The organism is Aquicoccus sp. (assembly GCF_041686535.1).
GTDB lineage: Bacteria > Pseudomonadota > Alphaproteobacteria > Rhodobacterales > Rhodobacteraceae > Aquicoccus.
This window is the reverse complement of sequence record NZ_JAWLDS010000004.1, coordinates 30,501-53,465: the sequence shown is the minus strand read 5'-3', so window position 1 is coordinate 53,465 and position 22,965 is coordinate 30,501. Positions and strand designations below refer to the sequence as shown.

The following is a 22,965-nucleotide window of genomic DNA, read 5'->3' as shown; positions in this document are numbered from 1 at the left end:
TATCCCGCAACGTCATGCCCCAGCATGAAGCGACTCGCACCATATCAAAAGCACCCGGCCGGGGTGCGGCCAGGTGCTGCCCGGGCGGCTTCGCCGCTGTTCCGGGCGAGAGAAGCCGCCAAGGCTAGCCCTTGACCGGTATCCCGCCATTTTCCCGCAGATAGGCCTCGACCGCGGGCCGCACCGATTGATCTCCCCGTTCGCGCGCGTCATGAATCACCGCGCGCAGCTCGGCCAGGTCGGTGCGCATGATCGCGTGTTTCACCGGCCCGATCGAGGCGGGCCGCATCGACAGGCAACGCAGCCCGATGGCCGCGAGGCACAGCGCCTCGACCGGCCGCCCCGCATCCTCGCCGCAAAAGCTCAGCGGCGTGTCGGTCCTCGCGCAACGCTCCACGATCTGTTCGATCAGGCTCAGGAAACTGACATTGAGCGTGTCATAGCGTTTGCGCACCCGTTCGTTCTCGCGGTCGGCGGCAAAGAAGAACTGCTTGAGGTCGTTGCCCCCGATCGACAGGAACCCGACCTCGCGAAAGAACTTGTCCGGCGCAAAGGCAAGGCTGGGTGTCTCCAGCATCGCCCCCACTTCCAGGACCTCGGGCAGCGCATGACCAAGGATCCGCTCGCGTTCCACCGCCTTGTCCATTTCGACACAGGCCGCGTCGTATTCCTCGCGCTGGGCGACGAACGGAAACATCACCGCCAGCGGCCGCCCTGCCGCGGCGCGCAACAGCGCCTGCAACTGCATCCGCATGATCCCCGGCTTGTCGAGGCCGACCCGGATCGCGCGCCAGCCCATCGCCGGGTTGGGCTCGTCCTGCGCCGTCATGTAGGGCAAGACCTTGTCCGACCCGATATCGAGGGTGCGAAACACCACCCGCTTGCCCTGTGCCGCGTCGAGCACCCGGGCATAAAGCGCCGACAGCTCGCCGCGCTTGGGCATCTGCGAGCGCACGAGGAACTGCAACTCGGTGCGAAAGAGGCCTACACCCTCGGCCCCCGACCCCGCGAGCGAGGGCAGATCGGCCATCAACCCGGCGTTCATGTGCATGCGCACCGTCACGCCGTCGCGGCTGCATGCGGGCTTGTCGCGGATCGAGGTGTAGCGTTCCAGCGCCTCGGCCTGCATCGCCATCTTGTCGCGAAAGGCGCCGACCACGGTTTCATCCGGGCGCAGATGCACCAGCCCCTGTTCGCCGTCGATCATGACGTGATCACCGTTGAGCGCCTCGGTCGTGATCCGCCCCGCATGGATGATCAGCGGAATGGCCAGGGCCCGCGCGACGATCGCGGCATGCGACCCGACAGACCCCTCTTCCAGCACGATCCCCTTGAGGCTCCGGCCATAATCGAGCAATTCCGCCGGACCGATATTGCGCGCGACCAGCACCGGGTCGGCGGGCATCTCGGCGCCTGTTTCGCTGCCTTGCCCGGTCAGGATGCGCAGCAGCCGGTTGGACAGGTCATCGAGATCGTGCAGCCGCTCGCGCAGGTAGGGGTCATTGACCTGGCCCATGCGTGCCCGCGCGGTCGATTGCTCCTTTTCCACCGCTGCCTCGGCCGACAGCCCGCGCGCGATGTCCTCTTCCATCCGCCGCAACCAGCCCTTGGAATTGGCGAACATCCGGTAGGCTTCGAGCACCTGAAGCTGTTCCTTGTCCCCGCCGCGCGCACCGTCCAGCATCTGGTCGACGCTCACCCGCAGCCGGTCCACCGCTTCGCGCAGGCGCTCGAGCTCGCGATGCGGGTCCTCGGCGATCAGGTTGGTCACCACCACCCGCGGCTCGTGCAGCCAGACATGGCCCTCGGCCGTGCCCTCCTGGCCGACGCTGCCGCGAATCATCGCCGGCTCGGTATGGCGCGCCCTGAGCGCCGCACCCTCGCCCACGAAGATGCCCAGTTCGGCCATCTCGGCCAGGACCATGGCCACCACTTCCAGCGCCTCGATCTCGTCGTCCGAGAATTCGCGCTGGGATTTCGATTGCACGACCAGCACGCCCAGCTTCTCGCCCAGCCGCTGGATCGGCACGCCCAGGAAGGACGAGAACACCTCTTCGCCGGTTTCCGGCATGTAGCGGAAGCCGCGCTCGGCGGGTGCGTCGGCGGTGTTGATGATGCGCCCCGTGCGCGCGACCCGGCCCACCAGCCCCTCGCCCAGCCGCATCCGCGTCTGGTGTACCGAGTCGGGGTTGAGACCCTCGGTCGCGCAAAGCTCCAGCGTGTCGGAATCGCGGAACAGGTAAACCGAACAGACCTCGCAATGCATCTCCTCGGCGATCAGGCCGGTGATCTTGTCGAGACGCGCCTGACCGGCGCTGTCCTCGGCCATGACGCCACGCAACCGGCCAAGCATCTGCCGACTGTCGGTCACACTCGCATCGCTCATGGAGTCTCTTCCCCCGGTTCCGGACACGACCCTGCGTCCGACGCGAACCTTACACCACACACCCCCCATGAGGGAAACGGGAAACTGGCCCGGGCAAACGGAAATTCCCGCAAGGGTTGTGGTCTTTCTGCGCGTCCCCTGTGCATCTGATCAATGAGACAGCACCGCCGGAACGGCAGCGCCCGACGCTCAGTCTGCCTTCTCCAACTCGAACGCATCATGCAGCGCCTGCACGGCGAGCTCCATGTATTTGCGGTCGATCAACACGCTGATCTTGATCTCCGAGGTGGCGATGACCTTGATGTTGATCCCCTCGTCGCTCAATGTCTTGAACATCCGTGCGGCAACGCCCGACTGGCTGCGCATCCCGATCCCGACCGCGCTGATCTTGGCCACGTTGGTATCGGCGATCAGGTCGTGAAAATTGATCTCGCCGCGTGCCTTGGCCTCGTGCAGGGCCTTTTCCGCGCGCGCCACCTGGTCGGTGGGGCAGGAAAAGGTCATGTCGGTGCGGCCCTCCTCGGAAATGTTCTGGATGATCATGTCCACGTTCACCCCCGCCTCGCTCAGCGGGCCGAAAATGGCCGCCGCGATCCCGGGACGGTCGGCGACCGAAACCAGCGTCATCTTGGCTTCGTCGCGGCTATAGGCGATCCCGTTGACGACTTTCGATTCCATGATGTCCTCCTCGGCACAGACCAGCGTGCCCGCCGCGTCCGATTGTTCCTCGAAACTGCTCAGCACCCGCAGCTTCACGTTGTAGCGCATGGCCAGTTCGACCGAACGGGTCTGGAGCACCTTCGCCCCGAGACTGGCCAGTTCCAGCATTTCCTCGAAGGCGATCCGGTCGAGCTTGCGCGCCTTGTCGCAGATCCGCGGGTCGGTGGTATAGACCCCGTCCACATCGGTGTAGATGTCGCAGCGCTCGGCCTCGAACGCGGCGGCGAACGCAACCGCGGTGGTGTCGCTGCCGCCCCGGCCCAGCGTGGTGATCCGGCCCTCGGGGCTCACGCCCTGGAACCCGGCCACGACCGCCACACGCATCCCTTCGGCGAACTTGGCGCGAATGTTGTCGGGCGGGATCTCCTCGATCCGGGCCTGGGAATGCGCGCTGGTGGTCCTGAGCGGCACCTGCCAACCCTGCCAGCTGCGCGCCGGCACGTCCATTTCCTGAAGCGTCAGCGCCATCAGCCCGGCGGTCACGTTCTCGCCCGAACTCACCACCGCGTCATACTCGCGCGCATCGTAAAGCGGCGAGGTCTCGCCGACATAACCGACGAGCTTGTTGGTCTCGCCCGCCATGGCCGAGACGATGACGATCACGTCATATCCCTTGGCCACCTCGACGCCCACGCGCTTGGCGGCCCGGCGGATGCGGTCCAGCGTGGCGACCGAAGTACCGCCGAATTTCATCACGAGAACCGGCATCGGCCTTCCTCATCCTTGGCGTTGCGCGCGGTGTATGACGGACCGGCCCCAAGGGCAAGACCAAGGACGACAGGGACAATCCCGGCCAACGGGCTGCGACATATGAACCCGATGGCGTATCAGTACCATCCCGCGCTGGAAGGATTGATCCAGATCAAGGCCGGCCCCGGGCGAAAAGATGCATCGCGAAATCACGAACAACCAGCCCGGAACACCAACCATGACACACCACAGATTGCCCTTCACCCGCCGCGCCGCCCTCGTGATGGGGGTGGCTGCCCTCGCCACCCCGGCGGTGCTGCGCGCGAACACGCCGCGTCTCACGCGGCTGGTGCTGCAAACACCCGGATCGGGGCCGGGGATCCTCTTGGCCCACGCCCGCGCCATCGGCGCGTTCGACGGGATCGCGGATGCGGTGGACCTGCCGATCTGGTCCGGGTTCGACGAGATGCGCGCGGGCTTTGTCTCGGGCAAGGTGCCGGTGACGGTCATGCCGACACAGGGCGCGGCCAGCCTGTACAACCGGGGCCTTGATCTGCGCATGATCGCCACCCTGACCGACGGGCATTGCGGGCTTGTCGCGCGCGACATCGCGGGCTGCGACATCGCCGACCTGCGCGGCAGGCGGGTGGCCCTGTCGGGCATCAACGGCTTTACCGGTCACATGATGCGTCTCGGCCTGGGTGCCGCCGATATCGGAGCCGACGCGCCGGACTTGCTCCCGGCGGCGACCCATATGGAAGCCGGTCAGCTTCTCCTGGCCGGACGGGCCGACGCCGCCCTGATCGCCGAACCGGCGGCCACCGCGGTGTTGCGCCGGGCGCGCGATGACGGTCAGGCGCTGCACCGTGGCGTGCAGATGAAAGAGGTGCTGGGCCGGATCACCGGCCTGCGGCCGGTCCTGCCGCAGGCGTGTCTGGCCATCCGAAGCGATCATGCGGCGGAACACCCCTGGCTGGCCGGGGCGCTGCATGACGCGCTGGTCCGGGCGGCGGTCTCGCTCAACGCCGATCCGAGCGCGGCGGCGGGCCATGCGGGGGCGTTTCTCGACCGTGCGCCCGCGCTTCTGGAAGAGGCGATCCCATTTGCCAGCATTTCTGTACGCGCTGCATCCCGTGCCCGCCCCGAGATCGAAGCCCTCTACCACGCGCTCCTGGCCGCCGATCCGGGGATCCTCGGCGGGCGCTTGCCGGATGATGACCTCTATGCCCTCTGATCGGGGCCTCATCCGCGCGCGGCACCGGCTGCGCTTTTCGGAATGGGCGGACATGCTGCCCGTTCTGGCCGGGCGCGCGGCGTGGCGGCTCGGCCCGCCGCTTGTGGGCATCGCGCTTTTCCTCGCGCTCTGGCAGGTCGCGCATTGGCATTACGGTGCGTTCATCCTGCCCTCGCCATGGCAAACCGCTGCGGCCACGCTCACCGCCCTCTCGGGGCTTGCGGGCTGGGCGGCGCTGGGCGCCACGCTGGCAAGGGTGCTTGTCGCGCTTGGGTTGTCGGCGGTGATCGGCGGCGGGATTGGCCTGCTCGCGGGTTATGTCACACTGATCCGCGCGACGCTGGCCCCGGTGGCGACCATCCTTCTGGGCATGCCTGCCACCGCATGGGTCATCCTAACGATGATCTGGTTCGGCCCCTCGCACGGGGCGATCCTGTTCACCATCGCCATTGTCACCGGGCCGATCCTCTATATCGGAACGGTCGACGCGGTGCGCAGCCGCGACCGGCATCTCGAAGACATGGCGGCCAGTTTCGGCGCCACCGCGCTGGCCCGGTTTCACAGCGTGGCCCTGCGCCAGATCCTCGCGGCGCTGGGCCCGGTCATCGGCATCGCGCTGGCGCTGGGCTTCAAGGTCGCGATCATGGCCGAACTGGTGACCAATGTCGCGGGACTGGGCGCCGAGATGGCCCGCGCCCGTGCGCAGATGGATATCGACATGGCCCTGGCCAATGTCGCGCTGGCGGTCACCGGCCTCTTGCTGATCGAACACCTGCTGATCCGCCCGTTGCAGACGCGCACCGGCCATTGGCAAGGGCCGGACGCATGAGCGGCCTGACCCTTGCCACGATCAGCCATGCCTTCGCCGGGCGGCGTGTGCTCGATACCGTGTCGCTGGTGATCCGGCCCGGCGAGCTGGTGGCGCTTGTCGGCCCCTCGGGCAGCGGCAAGAGCACGCTCGCGGCGATCGCGGGGGGTATCCTGAAACCCGACCGGGGGCGGATCATGCGCCGTTATGCGCGCCACGGCATGGTGTTCCAGCAATCGCGCCTGATGCCCTGGGTCGATGCGCGCGACAACATCGCCTTTCCGCTGCGATTGGCCGGAATGAGCGCCGACCGGATCGCGGCGCGGGTCCAGGCCGCAGCCGAAGCGGTGGCGCTTCGGCGCGACGACCTTTCGAAACGCCCCGATGCGCTTTCGGGCGGTATGCGCGCGCGGGTCGCCATCGCGCGGGCGCTCGCGGTCGAGCCGGATTTCCTGATCTTCGATGAGCCCTTCGCCGCGCTCGACCCGGCCTTGCGCCGCCGCATGCAGGATCTGGTGCTGTCGCTGTCCGGGGCGCGCGGGTTCGGCGGGATCTTCATCACGCATGACCTGTCCGAGGCCGCGCGCCTTGCCCATCGCATCGCGGTGCTCGACCGGCAGGGCAAGGGGATCACCGGCAGCCTCGCCCCGCCGGGCCAACCCGGTACACGCAGCGAAAGCGCGATCTTCGATTTCGTCGAAACGGCCCGGGCGGCACCACTGCTGCATGATTTGGTCAATGTCGACGAACGTGCGCTCCCGCTGGAAAGCACCTGCGACATGTCCGGTTTCCGCCGCTGCTGTTGACGCCCGGACCTCTCCCGCGGGTCGACCCGGCTCAGTAGGGGTGCACCCGTCCGTCCCATGTCAGGAACTCGCCGGTCGTGCCGAGCGAAAGCGCATCGAAACGCGCCGCCAGTCCGCGCGCGGCCGCGTCCATGGTGATCTCGGCCGATGATCCGCCCATGTCCGTGCGCACCCAGCCGGGATGATAGATGCCCACCGCGATGCCCATCGCCTTGAGGTCCGCCGCAAGGTTGCGTCCGAGATTGAGCGCAGCCGCCTTCGATGCGCGATAGATGTAGGAGCCGCCCGGCGCGCGCGTGTCGCTGCCCATCTGGCTCGAGATGATGGCGATACGGGCGCTTTCGGCCATGCGCAGGTTGGGCAACAGTGCCTGCACGCCGAGGAAGACACCGGTCACGTTCACCGCGAAACTCTCGGCCCACATCTCTGGCGGATAGCCTCCCGCCAGATCTTGCGCCTTGTCGAGGAAAACCCCCGCGTTGCACACCAGAAGATCGACCGCTTGCCCATCAAGCCGCGCAGCCAGTGCCCGATGCGCCGCCGGGTCGGCCACGTCGAGCCGGTGCCCGGTCGAACCGTCGCGCGACGTTCCCGTCACCCGCGCACCGCGCGCCGCATAGGTTTCGCAAAGCGCCAGCCCCACGCCGCGATTGGCGCCGGTGATCACGACATGCATGGATGGAACTCCTCTATCGGGCGGGCTGTTCCTCCGCCGGTTTCAGTTCGACTTGCGCCCGGGGCGAAAGGGCAGGGGCGCGACCGGCACACCCTCCGCGATCAACCGGCGCGCCTCGTCGGCGCGGGCCTCGCCATGGATCGGCCGCTCGGGGGCCGTGCCTTCGTGCATCGCGCGCGCCTCGCGGGCGAATTCCATGCCCACGTAATCGGAATTGGCCTCGACATGCGCCTTGAGCGCGGCCAGCGCCTGTTCCGCCGGTGTCGCCGGGGCGTTGAGCCGCCCCGCCTGGCCCGTCGTCGTCGACTCTTGCGCCTTGCTCACCCTTGGCGCCATCACCGCCTTTTCCACCCCCAGGCCGCCACAGACCGCACAGGCAAGATGCCCCCCGGCCTTTAGCGCGTCGAACGCCTCGGTCGACTGGAACCAACTTTCGAAATCGTGGCCATCGGCACATCTGAGCGAAAACTTGATCATGTCATGCGGTTTTCCTTCAAGCCCTTCAACCTACATAACCCGCCCGCTGCGCGGTGCAAGGTCCGGCTCAGGGCTTCAGCAACCTGTGGTCGAAGCTGCGCAGGATATGTCCGAGCTCCGGCTCGCTCACCTTGGCGGCGGCCTTCTTGGGCGAGAACCACTTGCGCTGCCGCTGCCCGGCCTCGGGAAAATCATGCGCCAGTGCCTTGACCCGCACGGGATAGACCATGGCGACACAGGACACGATGGTGCCGTCGTCGAACTCCTTGGGATAGGAATAGACGCCGAGGCAATGCTCGACCGCCTTGCCCTGAACCCCCGCCTCTTCCCAGGCTTCCTGCAAGGCGGCGGTCCCGGGGGTAACCCCGTGCATCGGCCACCCCTTGGGCACGATCCATCTCTTGCGTCCGCGGCTCGTGATCAGCAGGATCTCGGGCTTGCCGTTGTTCACGCGATAGCACAGCGCCGCGAACTGCGTGCGCACATCGCTCTTGTGCGACGCGTTGATCCTCAAGGGAAGCTGTCTCGTGTTCTGCAGCGTCATCCTGCGCTGTCCCATGCCTCGTTGCCTCGCCGTCATCCTAACCGCTTTGCCCGAGGCTTTCCAGAAATTACCGTAGCGTCAACCTTTCAACCGCCGATATCTGGCCCGTTCAGGTCATCCAATGGGCAGATATCGTGGTCGGACTCCGCTCAGGCGGAATGCGCGCCCTCGGCGAGCGTCCGCACGAAGTCGAGCACTTCGGCAGGCGTGTCGCCCTGTGCGATCCGGCTCACGATGGCGCTGCCCACCACGGCCCCGTCGGCCACCCCGGCGATCCGCGCCGCCGCCTCGGGCGTGGTGATGCCGAACCCCACCACCACGGGCAGGTTCCCCGCCGCCTTGATCCGTGCCACCTCGGGGGCCACGTCGCCCGCCTCGGCCTGTGCCGACCCGGTGATGCCGGTGATCGAGACGTAATAGACGAATCCCGAGGTGTTCTGCATCACCCGCGGCAGGCGTTTGTCATCGGTGGTCGGCGTGGCCAGCCGGATGAAGTTGAGCCCCGCCTCCTGCGCCGGGAGGCACAATTCCTCATCCTCTTCGGGCGGCAGGTCCACGATGATCAGCCCGTCGATCCCGGCCTCCCTCGCATCGGAAAGGAACCGCGCGACCCCGCGCGAATAGATCGGGTTGTAGTACCCCATCATCACGATCGGTGTCTCGGTGTCGGTCTCGCGAAAGGTCCGCGCCATGTCGAGCGTCTTTTGCAGGGTCATGCCCTGCGCCAGCGCCCGCTGCCCCGCGGCCTGGATCGTCGGCCCGTCCGCCATCGGGTCGGTAAAGGGCTGGCCGAGCTCGATGATGTCCACCCCCGCGCCCGGCAGTCCCTTCACGATCTCGAGCGAGGTGTCGTAATCGGGATCGCCCGCCATCACGTAAGCCACGAAGGCTTTCTTTCCTTCCGCCCTGAGCTTGGCGAATGTGGCGTCGATCCGTGTCATGCTGGCCCTCCCCGGGGATGCTGTCCGTTCCGGGCGGTTTGCAGAAAATCGACGGGGAAATCAATCACCATTGCATCGGGCGGAATTCGGCAGGCTAAGGTTGCATTCGATCGAGTTCATTCCGCCCGGGCCGCTTGTGGCCCGGGCATGTGCTCGTCCATCCGGGCGGGCGCATACCCTTTGGCCGGTATCCGGCAAAACCGTTTCGCCGCAGCACGCCCTGACGGCCTTCTGGAGTGAGTCAAGGGTTGTAACAGCAGGTCCCCCGTTCTCCCGTCACCGTTTCCTGACGATGGGCTGCATCACGATGATCGCGTTCTCCAGCACGACAGACGAGATCGACCCGTGCGGTTGCCAGCCCAACTCGATGAATTCGTTCACCTGGTTCGACAACTTGTCGTGAAGCTCGTCCGCGTCCGCCCTGGTATAGATCGCGGAAATGATCCGGTACTCGACGATCTCGCTCACGGCACTTCCTCCCTTGCGCGGGTCCGGCCTGCGCGTCTTTCTGTCCGACCGACCCGTCTTCTCCCCCATGCGGGCGAGTATATGGCAAGCGCGGGTCCGGTCAATCGAGCGTTGCGTTAACCAGCGTGGGGCAGGGGGGCGTGACGGTTTGCCCGGCAGCCGGGTGGCAGCCGGATGTCAGCCGGATGTCACCCCCCTCAAATTCCGCCCCAAAGCGGCGTTAACCCTTGCCGCACAGGGGTTGACCCTGCACCCCTCGCACCCCTAGATGCGCCGCGCGCAAGGCTGGCAAAAAAGGGTCGTGAAATGGGTTTCAAAATGGGCATCGTGGGTTTGCCGAACGTGGGAAAGTCCACGCTTTTCAACGCCTTGACAAGAACCGCCGCGGCACAGGCGGCGAATTTCCCGTTCTGCACGATCGAACCCAACGTGGGCGAGGTCGCCGTGCCCGACGCGCGGCTTGAAAAACTGGCCGAGATCGCCAGGTCGCGGCAAACCATCCCCACCCGCATGACCTTCGTCGACATCGCCGGCCTCGTCAAGGGCGCCTCCAGGGGCGAGGGGCTGGGCAACCAGTTTCTGGCCAATATCCGCGAGGTCGACGCCATTGCGCATGTGCTGCGCTGTTTCGAGGATGGCGACGTCACCCATGTCGAGGGTCGGGTCGATCCGGTGGCCGATGCCGAGACGATCGAGACCGAGCTGATGCTCGCCGATATCGACAGCATCGAGAAACGCCGCGCCAACCTCCAGCGCAAGCTCAAGGGCGGCGACAAGGAGGCGGTGCAGCAGGAACGCCTTTTGAAACAGGCGCTTGCCGCGTTGGAAGAGGGCAAGCCCGCGCGCACCGTCGCGGTCGATCCCGAGGATGCAAAGGCCTGGAAGATGCTCCAGCTCCTGACCACGAAGCCGGTGCTCTATGTCTGCAACGTGGCCGAGGACGATGCCGCGAACGGCAACGTCCATTCCCGCGCCGTGGCCGAAATGGCCGAGGGGCAGGGCAATGCATCTGTCGTGATTTCCGCGCGGATCGAAGAGGAGATTGCCCAGCTCGACGCCGACGAGGCGGAGATGTTTCTCGAAGAGATGGGCCTCGCCGAGCCCGGCCTCGACCGGCTCATTCGGGCCGGTTACGAATTGTTGAACCTCGAGACCTATTTTACCGTTGGCCCGAAAGAGGCCCGCGCCTGGACGATCCGCCGCGGCACGCTGGCCCCGCAGGCCGCCGGCGTCATCCACGGCGACTTCGAACGCGGCTTCATCCGCGCCGAAACCATCGCCTATGACGATTTCGTCGCCTGCGGTGGTGAACAGGGGGCGAAGGAAGCGGGAAAAATGCGTGTCGAAGGAAAGGCTTACGAGGTCAAGGACGGCGATGTCCTGCACTTCCTGTTCAATGCCTGACCGACCGCGCGTTGCGGTTAACCCTTTGTCAGGATGTGTGAACAAAGGCTGAATCGCCAATGCCGTGATCGCGCTTTACGCTCTCGCGACATTGGCGACACGCCATGCCCCGCGTCACCTGCCAGGGCCCCTAGCCGGCGATCAGGCCCATCGACTCGAGCTTCAGAATCACCTGGTGGGCACAGTTGTCGACTTCGACATTCTCGGTCTCGACCCGCAGTTCGGGATTCTCCGGAACGTCATAGGGGTCTGAAATCCCGGTGAATTCCTTGATCTTCCCTTCCCGTGCGAGCCGGTACAGCCCCTTGCGGTCGCGGCGTTCGCATTCCTCGATCGACGTGGCGACATGCACCTCGATGAAGGCGCCATACTGCTCGATCTCCTCGCGCACCGCGCGCCGCGTGGTGGCATAGGGCGCGATCGGCGCACAGATCGCGATACCGCCATTCTTGGTGATTTCGCTCGCGACATAGCCGATGCGGCGGATGTTCAGGTCGCGATGTTCCTTGGAGAAGCCAAGTTCCGACGACAGATTCTTGCGCACGATATCGCCATCCAGCAGCGTCACCGGCCGGTCGCCCATTTCCATCAGCTTGACCATCAACGCATTGGCGATGGTCGATTTTCCCGAGCCGGAGAACCCCGTGAAGAACACGGTGAAACCCTGCTGCGAGCGGGGCGGGTAACGGTGGCGCAATTCCTCGACCACCTCGGCAAACGAGAACCAGTCCGGAATTTCCAGACCCTCGCGCAGACGGCGGCGCAACTCGGTGCCCGAGATGTTGAGGATGGTCACATTGTCCTTGTCCTCGATCTCGTCGATCGCTTCGTATTGCGCGCGCTCCTGCACATAGACCATGTGTTTGAAATCGACCATCTCGATCCCGATTTCGTCCTGGTGCTCGCGAAAGAGGTCCTGTGCTTCGTAGGGTCCGTAGAAATCCTCGCCCGCGCTGTTCTTGCCCGGTCCGGCATGATCGCGACCGACGATGAAATGGGTGCAGCCGTGGTTCTTGCGTATCAGGCCGTGCCAGACGGCTTCGCGCGGGCCGGCCATCCGCATGGCAAGGTTCAAAAGGCTCATCGTGGTGGTCGAACCGGGATACTTGTCCAGCACCGCTTCGTAGCAGCGCACGCGGGTGAAGTGATCAACGTCGCCCGGCTTGGTCATGCCCACGACCGGATGAATGAGCAGGTTGGCCTGTGCCTCCTTGGCGGCACGAAAGGTCAGTTCCTGATGCGCGCGGTGCAGCGGATTGCGGGTCTGGAACGCGACGACCCGGCGCCAGCCCAGCTTGCGAAACAGCGCGCGCAGCTCGTTGGGCGTGTCGCGCCTGCCGCGGAAGTCATAGTGCACCGGCTGCTGGATACCCGTGACCGGCCCGCCCAGATAGACCTTGCCGGCCACGTTGTGCAGGTAATTGACCGCCGGATGCGCCATGTCATCGGCGCCGAACACCTTTTCGGCCTCGCGTGATTTGTCGGGCGTCCAGCGGTCGGTCACCGTCATCGTCGCGAGGATCACGCCTTCCTGGTCGCGCAGCGCGATGTCCTGGCCCAGTTCGATGCTCGCGGCGAAATCCTCGCTCACGTCCAGCGTGATCGGCATCGGCCAGAGCGTCCCGTCGGCAAGCCGCATTTCCTCTACGACGCGATCGTAATCGTCCTGGCCAAGGAACCCCTTGAGCGGGTTGAACCCGCCATTCATCAGAAGCTCCAGATCGCAGATCTGGCGCAGGGTCAGGTCGTGGCTAACGAGGTCGCCCGCTTCGGACTTGAGCTTCTGCGCACTTTCATAAGACACGTAGAGTTCGGGGATTGGCGCAAGGTTGTTCTGCATGAGTCTGGTCCTGTATTTGAGAGGAGAAAGGCCACTCGTGGTTCCGGTCAATTCAGCGTGAAGCGCTTCATATTCCGCGAATTTCCGCGCCAGGAACCGATCGGCCAGCCGGTTCTTCTCGGCCCCGCCGCGCCCGGTCAGCGCGTAGGCAAACCGCTGTCGCCGGTCCGGTCCGGGCCGTTCGCTGATCGTGATCAGGCCCGCGGCGGCGGCGGAGCGCAGTTGTGCATTCAGTCGCCCAAGCGAAATCCCCAGCGCCGCCGCGATGTCGCGCTGTGATGCATCCGGCGCCAGGTCGAGCTGACGCAAAAGCCGGAAGAGTTGGTCTTCCTCGGCCAGGCCGTGTTTCGCGTCCGGGGCAATCATCGCGGTTGGTCCAAAAGTGTGTTCAGGATTGAACGCATCTCATGCACGGGGCGGCTAGCCAAGCGATATGCGGCGCAGAGCGGGATAAATCGGCCGACGTGGCCCATCTGCAACGCAAGACGCCCGTGCCTTTCGGTGCGGGCGTCGGTGCGTTTGTCTTGGCGCCGACTCAGTCGTCCTGTTCGGCGAGGAATTTCTCGGCATCGAGTGCCGCCATGCATCCCATTCCCGCGCTGGTGACCGCTTGCCGATAGATATGGTCGGTCAGGTCGCCCGCCGCGAACACGCCGGGAATCGAGGTCCGGGTAGAGCCGGCTTCGACCTTCACGTAACCGCCCATGTGGGTTTCAAGCTGGTCCTTGACCAACTCGCTCGCCGGCGCGTGGCCGATGGCGATGAATACGCCCTTGCAGGGGATCTCGGTGATTTCGCCGGTTTCGACATGCTTGACGCGCACGCCCTCGACGCCCTTGGGGTCGTCGCTGCCCACCACCTCGTCAAGCGTGTGAAACCACAGGGGCTCGATCTTCGGGTGCTTGAGGAGCCGGTCCTGCAGGATCTTTTCCGCCCGCAGCTCGTCTCGGCGATGGACCAGCGTGACCTTGGAGGCGAAATTGGTCAGAAAGAGCGCCTCTTCCACCGCCGTGTTGCCGCCGCCGATCACGACGATCTCCTGCCCGCGATAAAAGAAGCCGTCGCAGGTCGCACAGGCCGAGACGCCGAACCCCTTGAATGCCTCTTCGCTTTCAAGGCCCAGCCATTTCGCCCGCGCCCCGGTGGCAAGGATCACCGCGTCGGCGGTATAGATGGTGCCGCTGTCGCCTTTCGCGGTAAAGGGGCGCTCCGACAGGTCGAGATCGGTGATGATGTCCCCGATGATTTCACATCCCATCGCCTTGGCATGGGCTTCCATCCGTACCATCAGTTCCGGGCCCTGCACTTCGGTGTCGCCCGGCCAGTTCTCGACCTCGGTGGTGGTGGTCAACTGCCCGCCCGGCTCGATGCCCTGCACCAGTATCGGATCCAGCATCGCCCGACTGGCATAGACGCCGGCGGTGTATCCCGCCGGACCAGACCCGATGATCAGAACCCGTGTATGTCGTGTCTCAGCCATGTTCACCCCCGGCCCGGTTTGCATTCGATGAACGCGATATAACCAAGCCTCCGGGAACAGGAAAGCCCCGGTTGGAAAATGCCTGAAGGACAGGCTTGGATCACGGTGCGTGCTAAGGAAATTGCGGATTTGCGAAACATTATTGCGTGTGCGACGGGGGGTGCTATAACATCCGCAATTCCATCGGAGATACCCTGCCATGCCAAGCCCGCGTCTTGATCCCATCGACCGCAAGATCCTCGCCGAGCTTCAGGCTGATGGCCGCATGACCAATGTCGAACTCGCCAAGCGGATCGGCATTTCCGCCCCGCCTTGTCTGCGTCGGGTGCGCACCCTCGAAGAACAAGGCTTCATTCGCGGCTATCACGCAAAGGTCGATCCGCGCGAACTGGGGTTCGAGGTGCAGGTTTTTGCCATGGTCGGATTGCAAAGCCAGGCCGAGGCGGACCTGAGCCGATTCGAAGCGCGCTGCCGTGCCTGGCCCCTTGTGCGCGAGTGCCACATGCTCAACGGAGAGGTGGATTTCATCCTCAAATGCGTGGCGCCCGATCTCTCGACTTTCCAGAGTTTCCTGACCGAGGAGCTGACTGCCGCCGAGAACGTGGCCAGCGTGAAAACCTCGCTGGTGATCCGCGGCGCCAAGGATGAGCCGGGCGTGCCCTTCGAGGTGCTCGAGGATCGCCTTTCGCGCTCGGCCTGAATTGCCGGTCCCGGGGGCCGGCTCCGCTCCTGACCGCTCAATCTGCGAACGGATCGTCGGGATAGCCCACCCCGGCAAGGTAGAGCCCGTCGGGCGGACAGACCGGTCCGCACGCGGCGCGATCCCGGGCTGCGAGGGCGTTGCCCACGTCGTCGGGCGCCCATGCCCCTGCACCCACCCGTTCCAGCGTGCCGACGATCGAGCGGACCTGGTTGTGCAGGAAGGATCGTGCGCGCAGGTGGAACCGGTATTCCACGCCATTGGCGCGATCGCGCTCTTCGATGGTGATCTCGTCCAGCGTCTTGACGGGGCTGGCCGCCTGGCACTGGGCCGCGCGGAAGGTGGTGAAATCGTGCCGCCCGACCAGGTGCGCGGCGCCCTCCTGCATCGCGTCAATGTTCAGCGTCTGGCGCACCTGCCAGACCAGCCCCCTGTCATGGGTCGCCGGCGCACGCCGCACCAGCAGCCGGAACAGGTATCGCCGTTCCACCGCCGAGAACCGCGCGTGCCAGTCCTCCGCGACCCGGGCGGCGGCGATGATCGCCACCGGATGCGGCTTGAGATGGTAATTCAACGCTTCGGCGAGGCGGAACGGCGCCCAGTCCTTGCCGAGATCGCAATGCGCCACCTGCGCCAGCGCGTGCACCCCCGCATCGGTGCGCCCCGCGGCGGCGATGCTGTGCGCGCGCGGCTCGAGCCGGGCCAACGCAGCCTCGACCGCGCCCTGCACCGACGGCTGGTCGGCCTGTCGCTGCCAGCCGGCAAAGGGGCCGCCGTGATATTCGATCCTGAGCGCGTATCTGGGCATGCTTTCCCATAGCGGCGGCGCGCGCCTCCGGCAAGGCATGGAAAACGTACCGGTGTCTGCCCCCTAGCAAGCGGGCCGGGCGGCGGTTATCCTTGGCCCGAGGCAGGACAAAGGGGCGCCCACGTGGTCATTACATCGCTGGCAGACGGGATCGCGCGCCGGGTCGAAACGGTGGGCGACGCGGTTTCCGAGGCATTCTTCGAGCCGGTGATCCGCCTCGGTGTGACCGGCCTGGCCCGGGCGGGCAAGACCGTCTTTATCACCTCGCTCATCGCCAACCTGATGGACCGGGGCCGGATGCCGGGCCTTTCGGCGCAGGCGCAGGGCCGCATCCGTGCTGCGTTCCTGCAACCCCAGCCCGACGATACCGTGCCGCGCTTCGATTTCGAATCGCACCTCGCGGCCCTCACCGGACCCGACCCGCACTGGCCCGAAAGCACCCGCGCCATATCCGAGTTGCGCCTGTCGCTCAGGGTCCAGCCCGCGGGGCTACTGTCGGGGCTTTCCGGGCCGCGCACCGTGCATCTCGATATCGTCGACTACCCGGGCGAATGGCTGCTCGACCTCGCGCTGCTCGACAAGGGCTATGCCGAGTGGTCCGCCGGGGTGCTCGACCGGATCGAGGGGCGCGCAGAGGCGGAGGAATTCCTCGCAAAGGCCCATGCCACCGATGCCACCTCCCCGCTGGATGAGGGACAGGCGCAAGCGCTGGCCCGTGCCTACACCGGCTATCTCACCGCCGCGCGCGACGCCGGGTTTCATGACTGCACGCCCGGGCGGTTCCTTCTGCCCGGTGATCTTGCTGGCAGTCCGGCGCTGACATTCGCGCCGATGCCGCGCGCCGAACGCCCCGCACGCGGCAGCCTCTGGCGTGCCTTCGAGCGGCGGTTTGACGCCTACAAGGCGGGCGTGGTCAAACCCTTCTTTCGCGATCATTTCGCCCGGATCGACCGGCAGGTGGTGCTGGTCGACGCGATGGGCGCGATTCACAAGGGGCCGCAATCGGTCGATGACATGCGCCGGGCGATGGCCGAGATCCTCGGTGCCTTTCGCCCCGGCCGCAATGCGCTTCTCAGTCGGCTCTTGATGGGACGGCGGGTCGAACGCATTCTCTTTGCCGCGACCAAGGCCGATCACCTGCACCACGCCCAGCACCCCCGCCTGACCGCGATCATGCAGGCGATGCTGCGCGAGGCGGCGGACCGCGCCGATTTCGCGGGGGCCGAGACCCGCGCCATGTCCATCGCCGCGTTGCGCGCCACGGTCGAGGAAACCCGCACCCATGACGGGCGTGCGCTCGATTGCGTGCGGGGGCGGCGGCTCGACACCGGCCGGCAGGCGGCATTCTTTGCAGGTGACTTGCCCGAAGACCCGGCCCGGCTTCTGGCCCCGGCGCGGGAAGGGGCGCAGACATGGCTCGATGCCGATTACTCGGTGATGCGGTTCGCGCCCGCACCGCTCAGCCTCAGGCCCGGCGACGGTCCGCCGCATATCCGTCTCGATCGGGCAGCGGAATTCCTGATCGGGGACCGGTTGTGATCGGCCCCGGTGCGAGGCCCGGACCCACAAGACCCGGCCGGGCGCGGCTCTGGCATCTGGCCGCGATTGCCCGGATTCTCTGGTCGGGCGCCGGCACGGGCAAGGGCGCAAAGGCGCGGCTTTCGGACCTGGTATTGCTGGCCCGGCTGGTGCGGGCGGGCAGGGTGCGTGTGCTGACAGCGTCGGCGGGCACGCAAGGGTTCATCATCCGCGACGGCGCGCGCATCCATGCGCTCTATACCCATCCCCGGGCCCGGCGGAGGGGGATCGGCTCGCGGCTCTTGTCCGAGGCGCAGGCGGGCGCGCAACGGCTCGAACTCTGGACCGGGCAGGACAATCGCGCCGCGCGTGCATTTTACGCGCGCCACGGGTTCTATCCAGCGCGGCTCTCGAACGGGTCGGGCAACGACGATGGCCTGCCCGATGTGCAGATGATCTGGGAAAGGAATGCGCCATGACCAACGGCCCCGTCCTGATCGACCTTGACGAGACGCCCGGGCGCGGCCCCTCCGAGGCCCCGCCCGTGCCCGACGAGGCCATCCCCGAGGGACGGGCCATGCAGTCGGTCGCGGCACTGGCGACGGCGCGCCCGTCACGGCTGGCGCGCTGGTTCTGGGGGCTGGCCGGGCTGATCCTTGCTACCGTGGTGTCGGTCGCGGCATGGGATTTCGTCAATGGCTTGCTCGACCGGTCGCCCCTGCTCGGCTGGGCGGTCACCGGGCTTCTCGCGGCTTTCGTGATCGTGCTCATCGTGATCGCCCTGCGCGAGTTGGCCGCTTTTGCGCGATTGCGGCGCATGGACCTCATCCACCGCGCCGCCAGCGAGGCGCTGGCGGGCGATGATCTTGCCGGCGCGCGCGATGTTCTGGCGCGGCTTGATGCGCTTTATGCCGGGCGCGATGCCCTCAGATGGGGGCGTGAACGTCTGGCCGAGCGCGCGCCTGACCAGTTCGAGGCCGCCACGCTCCTGGGGCTGGCCGAGGTCGAGTTGATGACCCCGCTCGATTCCCGCGCCCTGCGCGAGGTGGAAGGTGCGGCGCGGCAGGTGGCCTTGATCACGGCGCTGGTGCCGCTGGCGCTGGCCGATGTGGCCGCCGCGCTCACCGCCAATATCCGCATGATCCGCCGCATTGCCGAGATCTATGGCGGTCGCTCCGGTACGCTGGGAAGCTGGCGGCTGATCCGCGCGGTGCTCACGCACCTGGTGGCCACGGGGGCGGTGGCCGTGGGCGATGACATGCTGGGAAGCCTCGCTGGTGGCGGGCTTCTGAGCAAGCTGTCGCGCCGGTTCGGCGAGGGCGTGGTCAACGGCGCGCTCACCGCCCGCGTCGGGGTGGCGGCGATCGAGGTCTGTCGCCCGCTGCCCTTTGCCACGGTTCGGCGGCCCTCGGTCTCGGCGCTGGTCGGGCGTGCGCTTCGCGGGCTGTTCGATGGCGGCAAGGACAAGGGCGAGGCATAAAGATCAAGGTGCGATCCAATTGCGTGTCGTTTCTGTTCGGATTCAACCAAGTCCAGCTGCGCCGGATGAGAGGGCCGCACGTGGCCGCGGTCGGGTGCTCATCACATCAGCATCGGGCGGTTTATCCCGCAGCGTCTTGCCTGCATCCGAAGTGATGCGCGCCATATCGAAAGCACCCGGCCGGGGGGCGGCCGTGTGCTGCCCGGGCGGCTTCGCCGCTGTTCCGGGCAGGGATGCATTCGATGAAAAGCGATGCTCTCCGGCCGCCTACCGCAGGATCGGCACGCCCCCCGGCCCGCGCATCCGCTCGACCACGCCCGCGCGCAGCGAACGCCCGATGCGATGGGCCAGCGCCGACCACGCCGCCGCCTGATCCGCGCGCAACTCCTGCACCAGCACCCGGTCAAAGAGCGCCAGCCAGGTGTCGAACATGCCCGGTCGCACATTGCCCGCCGCGCGATGCACCGCCACCGGGTTGCCGTCATAGCACCGCTCGTGGAGGATCGCATTGGCCCAGAAATCCACGATCCGCGCCTCATGGGCGGGCCAGTCGTCGATGTGAGCGGCAAAGACCGGGCCCAGCCCGGGATGCGCGCGAATGCGGGCATAGAATGCCTCGACCACGCGCGCGATCTCGTCGCGGGTCACATCGAATCTCGGGGGCAGTGTCGTCATGGCATTTTCCCTGCTTGGAACAGTCAGACTATCGCCCTTCGACCCCAACCGAAAGAGGATGCACAGGCACTGGACCCTGCCGCGATGCGCGCCTATAACGCCGGACAAGATGACTGGGTTCGCGATCATTATCCGAATTATATCCCCGGCGCCCTGATCAAGCGGGCCGCCGGGCAAAGGCGTATGAGACACCGCGCCGATCTCGAACCCTCCCATTCCTCGAATTCAAAGTGAGACCACGGTCATGGCCGACCAGACCCCCGCACAGACCCCCGATTACAAAGACACGCTCAACCTGCCGCAAACCGATTTCCCGATGCGCGCGGGCCTACCCAAGCGCGAACCCGAATGGCTCGCCCGGTGGGAGCGGATCGGCATCTACGATCGCCTGCGCGAGAAACCGCACCGCCCCGATTTCGTGCTGCACGACGGCCCGCCCTATGCCAACGGCCACCTGCATATCGGCCACGCGCTCAACAAGGTGATCAAGGACATGATCGTGCGCAGCCACCAGATGATGGGCCACGATTCGCGCTATGTCCCCGGCTGGGATTGCCACGGCCTGCCTATCGAATGGAAGATCGAGGAAGAATACCGCGCCAAGGGGCTCGACAAGGACAAGGTTGATGTCGTCGCCTTCCGCCAGGAATGCCGCAGCTTCGCCGAAGGCTGGATCGACATCCAGCGCGAGGAGTTCAAGCGCCTCGGCGTCACCGGCAACTGGGCCGACCCCTACCTCACCATGGATTTCCACGCCGAAGCGGTGATCGCCGAGGAGTTCCAGAAATTCCTGATGAACGGCACGCTCTACCAGGGCTCGAAACCGGTGATGTGGTCGCCCGTGGAAAAGACCGCGCTGGCCGAGGCCGAGGTGGAATACCATGACAAGGAGAGCTTTACCGTCTGGGTGAAGTTCCGCGTCGCTGCAGCCGATCATTTCGCCGAGAAAGACGCCTGTATCGACACCGACCTTCTGGGCGCATTCGTGGTGATCTGGACCACCACCCCCTGGACCATCCCGTCGAACAAGGCGGTGGTCTATGGCGCCGACATCCCCTATGGCCTCTACGAAGTGACTGACACGCCCGAAGAATGCTGGGCCGCGCCCGGTGACCGCTTCATCCTTGCCGACAATCTCGCCCATGACACGCTCACCCGCGCGCGGCTCACCGATGGCATGTGGAAACGCGTCCGCAACGTGAGCGCCGACGAGCTGTCGGGCCTTTCCCTCCTGCATCCGCTCGCCCATGCCGAAGGTGCAGGCGGCGAATGGGATGACCCGCGCGATTTCCGCGCGGCCGATTTCGTCACCGACGAGGAAGGCACCGGTTTCGTCCATTGCGCCCCCTCCCACGGGATGGAGGAATACGAGCTTTACCGGGGGCTTGGGATGCTCGAACAGGTCATCACCTATAACGTGATGGACGACGGCTCGTTCCGCCCTGATCTGCCGTTTTTCGGCGGCACGCGCATCCTGACCGAGAAGGGCAAGGAGGGCGACGCCAACAAGGCAGTGATCGACAAGCTCGCCTCCGTCGGCGGCCTCTTGGCGCGCGGCAAGATCAAGCACAGCTATCCGCATTCCTGGCGTTCCAAGGCGCCGGTGATCTATCGCAACACGCCGCAATGGTTTGCCGCCATCGACAGGCCGGCGGGCGGCAACGACACCCACGGCACCACGATCCGCGAACGCGCGCTGACCTCGATCAACGAGCTGGTGACATTCACGCCGCCTTCCGGGCGCAACCGGCTCTACTCGATGATCGAGACGCGCCCCGACTGGGTGCTGTCCCGGCAACGCGCCTGGGGCGTGCCGCTCACCTGTTTCGTGAAAAAGGGCGCGCTGCCCACGGATGACGATTTCCTTCTGCGGGACGAGAACGTGAACAGGCGCATCGTCGAGGCGTTCGAGGCCGAGGGCGCGGATGCGTGGTACAAGGAGGGCGCCAAGGAACGGTTCCTCGGGTCCGATTACGATCCCGACGCTTGGGAACAGGTCTTTGACGTGCTCGATGTCTGGTTCGACAGCGGGTCGACCCATGCCTTCGTGCTGCGCGACCGCCCCGACGGCACCCCCGACGGCATTGCCGATGTCTATCTCGAAGGCACCGACCAGCATCGCGGCTGGTTCCATTCCTCGATGCTCCAGGCCTGCGGCACGATGGGGCGCGCGCCTTATCGCAACGTGGTCACGCATGGCTTTACCCTCGACGCCAAGGGCAACAAGATGTCCAAGAGCCTCGGCAACACGATCCTGCCCGACGAGGTGGTGAAACAATACGGCGCCGATATCCTTCGCCTCTGGGTGGCGCAGACCGATTACACCGCCGACCAGCGGATCGGCCCGGAAATCCTCAAGGGCGTGGCCGACAGCTACCGCCGGTTGCGCAACACCATGCGCTTCATGCTGGGCAGCCTCGCGCAGTTCGACGAGGCGCAGCGCGTCGCCCCCGAGGACATGCCCGAACTTGAGCGTTGGGTGCTGCATCGCCTTGCCGAACTGGATCACAAGGTGCGCACGGGCTACCGCGCGTTCGATTTCCAGGACGTGTTCTCGGCCATCTTCAATTTCTGCACGGTGGACCTTTCGGCCTTCTATTTCGACATCCGCAAGGACGTGCTCTATTGCGACGGCGACAGTGACCGCGCCCGCGCCGCGCGCAGCGTGCTCGACGTCCTGTTCCACCGCCTGACTACGTGGCTTGCCCCGATCCTCGTCTTCACGATGGAGGATGTCTGGCTTTCGCGCTTCCCGGGCGACGACAGTTCGGTGCATTTGCAGGATATCCCCGAAACCCCCGCCGACTGGCTCGACGAGCCGCTGGCGGCGAAATGGGCCATGATCCGCCGCGCGCGCCGGGTGGTGACCGCAGCGCTCGAAGTGCAGCGCGCCGAAAAGGTGATCGGCGCCTCGCTCGAGGCGGCCCCGGTCGTGCATGTCCGCGATGCGGATATGCTCGCGGCGCTGAAATCGGTCGATTTCGCCGATCTTTGCATCACTTCGGCCATTTCGCTCACCGCCGATCCGCTCCCGCAAGAGGCGTTCCGCCTGCCCGAGATCGAAGGCGTGGGCGTGGTGTTCGAAAAGGCCGAGGGGCAGAAATGCGGGCGCTGCTGGAAGATCCTGCCCGATGTGGGCACGCATCGCCACCCGGGCGTTTGCGGACGCTGTGACGCGGCGCTGGGGTGATCCGGCCAAAAGGGGAGGGCGGGGCAACCCACCTTCCCGACTGGTGGCTTTGCTGACATATATCCCCATATGCCATGCCTCACGCTTGAAACGCCCACCGGCTCCTTCACCCTCACCGAA

The 22,965-nt window shown here is 66.0% G+C and carries 20 protein-coding genes; 9 read left to right on the top strand and 11 right to left on the bottom strand.

Translation table 11 applies throughout. The features are described 5' to 3' along the window. Positions 1-124: 124 nt before the first annotated feature. Both ptsP and ACESL9_RS01965 read right to left on the bottom strand, forming a co-directional pair. Positions 125-2,386, bottom strand: coding sequence for a phosphoenolpyruvate--protein phosphotransferase (ptsP, locus tag ACESL9_RS01970; protein ID WP_372609720.1), 2,262 nt, complete (start codon positions 2,384-2,386; stop codon positions 125-127). A 189-nt stretch (positions 2,387-2,575) separates the two neighbouring features. Then, positions 2,576-3,814, bottom strand: coding sequence for an aspartate kinase (locus ACESL9_RS01965; protein ID WP_372609722.1), 1,239 nt, complete (start codon positions 3,812-3,814; stop codon positions 2,576-2,578). Positions 3,815-4,034: 220 nt separating this feature from the next. Between ACESL9_RS01965 and ACESL9_RS01960 the strand changes: the two genes are divergently transcribed. The 3 genes from ACESL9_RS01960 to ACESL9_RS01950 are packed head-to-tail and all read left to right on the top strand — an operon-like array spanning position 4,035 to position 6,644. Then, positions 4,035-5,030 (top strand): ABC transporter substrate-binding protein, encoded by a 996-nt coding sequence (locus tag ACESL9_RS01960; RefSeq protein WP_372609724.1) that lies wholly within the window; start codon positions 4,035-4,037, stop codon positions 5,028-5,030. After that, positions 5,020-5,859, top strand: coding sequence for an ABC transporter permease (locus ACESL9_RS01955; RefSeq protein WP_372674442.1), 840 nt, complete (start codon positions 5,020-5,022; stop codon positions 5,857-5,859). Before ACESL9_RS01960 ends, ACESL9_RS01955 begins: the two co-directional genes overlap by 11 nt. Then, a complete protein-coding gene (locus tag ACESL9_RS01950; protein ID WP_372674441.1) occupies positions 5,856-6,644 on the top strand; it encodes an ABC transporter ATP-binding protein in 789 nt (262 codons plus the stop codon). Before ACESL9_RS01955 ends, ACESL9_RS01950 begins: the two co-directional genes overlap by 4 nt. A gap of 31 nt (positions 6,645-6,675) precedes the next feature. On the opposite strand, the gene ACESL9_RS01945 is transcribed toward ACESL9_RS01950, so the two are convergent. The 5 genes from ACESL9_RS01945 to ACESL9_RS01925 all read right to left on the bottom strand — a co-directional run bounded on the left by ACESL9_RS01945 (position 6,676) and on the right by ACESL9_RS01925 (position 9,750). Next, on the bottom strand, positions 6,676-7,320 hold the full coding sequence (locus ACESL9_RS01945; RefSeq protein ID WP_372609730.1) for an SDR family NAD(P)-dependent oxidoreductase: 645 nt from the start codon (positions 7,318-7,320) through the stop codon (positions 6,676-6,678). Between the two features lie 42 nt (positions 7,321-7,362). Next, positions 7,363-7,797, bottom strand: coding sequence for a DUF1178 family protein (locus tag ACESL9_RS01940; protein ID WP_372609732.1), 435 nt, complete (start codon positions 7,795-7,797; stop codon positions 7,363-7,365). 67 nt (positions 7,798-7,864) lie between these two features. Further along, on the bottom strand, positions 7,865-8,341 hold the full coding sequence (locus ACESL9_RS01935) for an NUDIX hydrolase (protein WP_372609734.1): 477 nt from the start codon (positions 8,339-8,341) through the stop codon (positions 7,865-7,867). A gap of 149 nt (positions 8,342-8,490) precedes the next feature. After that, positions 8,491-9,282, bottom strand: coding sequence for a tryptophan synthase subunit alpha (trpA, locus tag ACESL9_RS01930; RefSeq protein WP_372609736.1), 792 nt, complete (start codon positions 9,280-9,282; stop codon positions 8,491-8,493). A 276-nt stretch (positions 9,283-9,558) separates the two neighbouring features. Further along, positions 9,559-9,750, bottom strand: a complete 192-nt coding sequence (locus ACESL9_RS01925) for a hypothetical protein (protein ID WP_372609738.1) — start codon at positions 9,748-9,750, stop codon at positions 9,559-9,561. 306 nt (positions 9,751-10,056) lie between these two features. Between ACESL9_RS01925 and ychF the strand changes: the two genes are divergently transcribed. After that, positions 10,057-11,154: a redox-regulated ATPase YchF gene (gene ychF, locus ACESL9_RS01920; protein WP_372609740.1), complete on the top strand. Its 1,098-nt coding sequence runs from the start codon at positions 10,057-10,059 to the stop codon at positions 11,152-11,154. Between the two features lie 130 nt (positions 11,155-11,284). On the opposite strand, the gene ACESL9_RS01915 is transcribed toward ychF, so the two are convergent. Beyond that, entirely contained in the window at positions 11,285-13,360 is a 2,076-nt protein-coding gene (locus ACESL9_RS01915; protein WP_372609742.1) for a bifunctional sulfate adenylyltransferase/adenylylsulfate kinase, read from the bottom strand. 169 nt (positions 13,361-13,529) lie between these two features. Then, positions 13,530-14,474: a thioredoxin-disulfide reductase gene (gene trxB, locus ACESL9_RS01910; RefSeq protein WP_372609744.1), complete on the bottom strand. Its 945-nt coding sequence runs from the start codon at positions 14,472-14,474 to the stop codon at positions 13,530-13,532. Positions 14,475-14,673: 199 nt separating this feature from the next. Here trxB and ACESL9_RS01905 point away from each other — a divergent pair, with 199 nt between their 5' ends. Next, a complete protein-coding gene (locus ACESL9_RS01905) occupies positions 14,674-15,174 on the top strand; it encodes an Lrp/AsnC family transcriptional regulator (protein ID WP_372609746.1) in 501 nt (166 codons plus the stop codon). 37 nt (positions 15,175-15,211) lie between these two features. Here ACESL9_RS01905 and truA read toward each other — a convergent pair whose 3' ends face one another. Further along, complete coding sequence (truA, locus tag ACESL9_RS01900) at positions 15,212-15,982, bottom strand: tRNA pseudouridine(38-40) synthase TruA (protein ID WP_372609748.1); 771 nt, start codon at positions 15,980-15,982, stop codon at positions 15,212-15,214. Between the two features lie 123 nt (positions 15,983-16,105). Between truA and ACESL9_RS01895 the strand changes: the two genes are divergently transcribed. Genes ACESL9_RS01895 through ACESL9_RS01885 form a run of 3 tightly spaced genes read left to right on the top strand, consistent with a single transcriptional unit; the run spans position 16,106 to position 18,980 of the window. Beyond that, a complete protein-coding gene (locus ACESL9_RS01895) occupies positions 16,106-17,521 on the top strand; it encodes a YcjX family protein (RefSeq protein WP_372674440.1) in 1,416 nt (471 codons plus the stop codon). Next, positions 17,518-17,979: a GNAT family N-acetyltransferase gene (locus ACESL9_RS01890; protein ID WP_372609752.1), complete on the top strand. Its 462-nt coding sequence runs from the start codon at positions 17,518-17,520 to the stop codon at positions 17,977-17,979. The genes ACESL9_RS01895 and ACESL9_RS01890 overlap by 4 nt, the downstream gene beginning before the upstream one ends. Then, positions 17,976-18,980 carry a YcjF family protein gene (locus ACESL9_RS01885; protein ID WP_372609754.1) on the top strand — a complete coding sequence of 335 codons (1,005 nt, stop codon included), beginning with the start codon at positions 17,976-17,978 and terminating at the stop codon, positions 18,978-18,980. The genes ACESL9_RS01890 and ACESL9_RS01885 overlap by 4 nt, the downstream gene beginning before the upstream one ends. 267 nt (positions 18,981-19,247) lie before the next feature. Here ACESL9_RS01885 and ACESL9_RS01880 read toward each other — a convergent pair whose 3' ends face one another. Continuing rightward, the gene (locus tag ACESL9_RS01880; RefSeq protein ID WP_372609756.1) at positions 19,248-19,655 is read right to left on the bottom strand and encodes a group III truncated hemoglobin; all 408 of its coding nucleotides are present in this window, start codon (positions 19,653-19,655) and stop codon (positions 19,248-19,250) included. Positions 19,656-19,899: 244 nt separating this feature from the next. Between ACESL9_RS01880 and ileS the strand changes: the two genes are divergently transcribed. Beyond that, positions 19,900-22,845 (top strand): isoleucine--tRNA ligase, encoded by a 2,946-nt coding sequence (gene ileS / locus ACESL9_RS01875; RefSeq protein WP_372609758.1) that lies wholly within the window; start codon positions 19,900-19,902, stop codon positions 22,843-22,845. Positions 22,846-22,965: the final 120 nt, after the last annotated feature.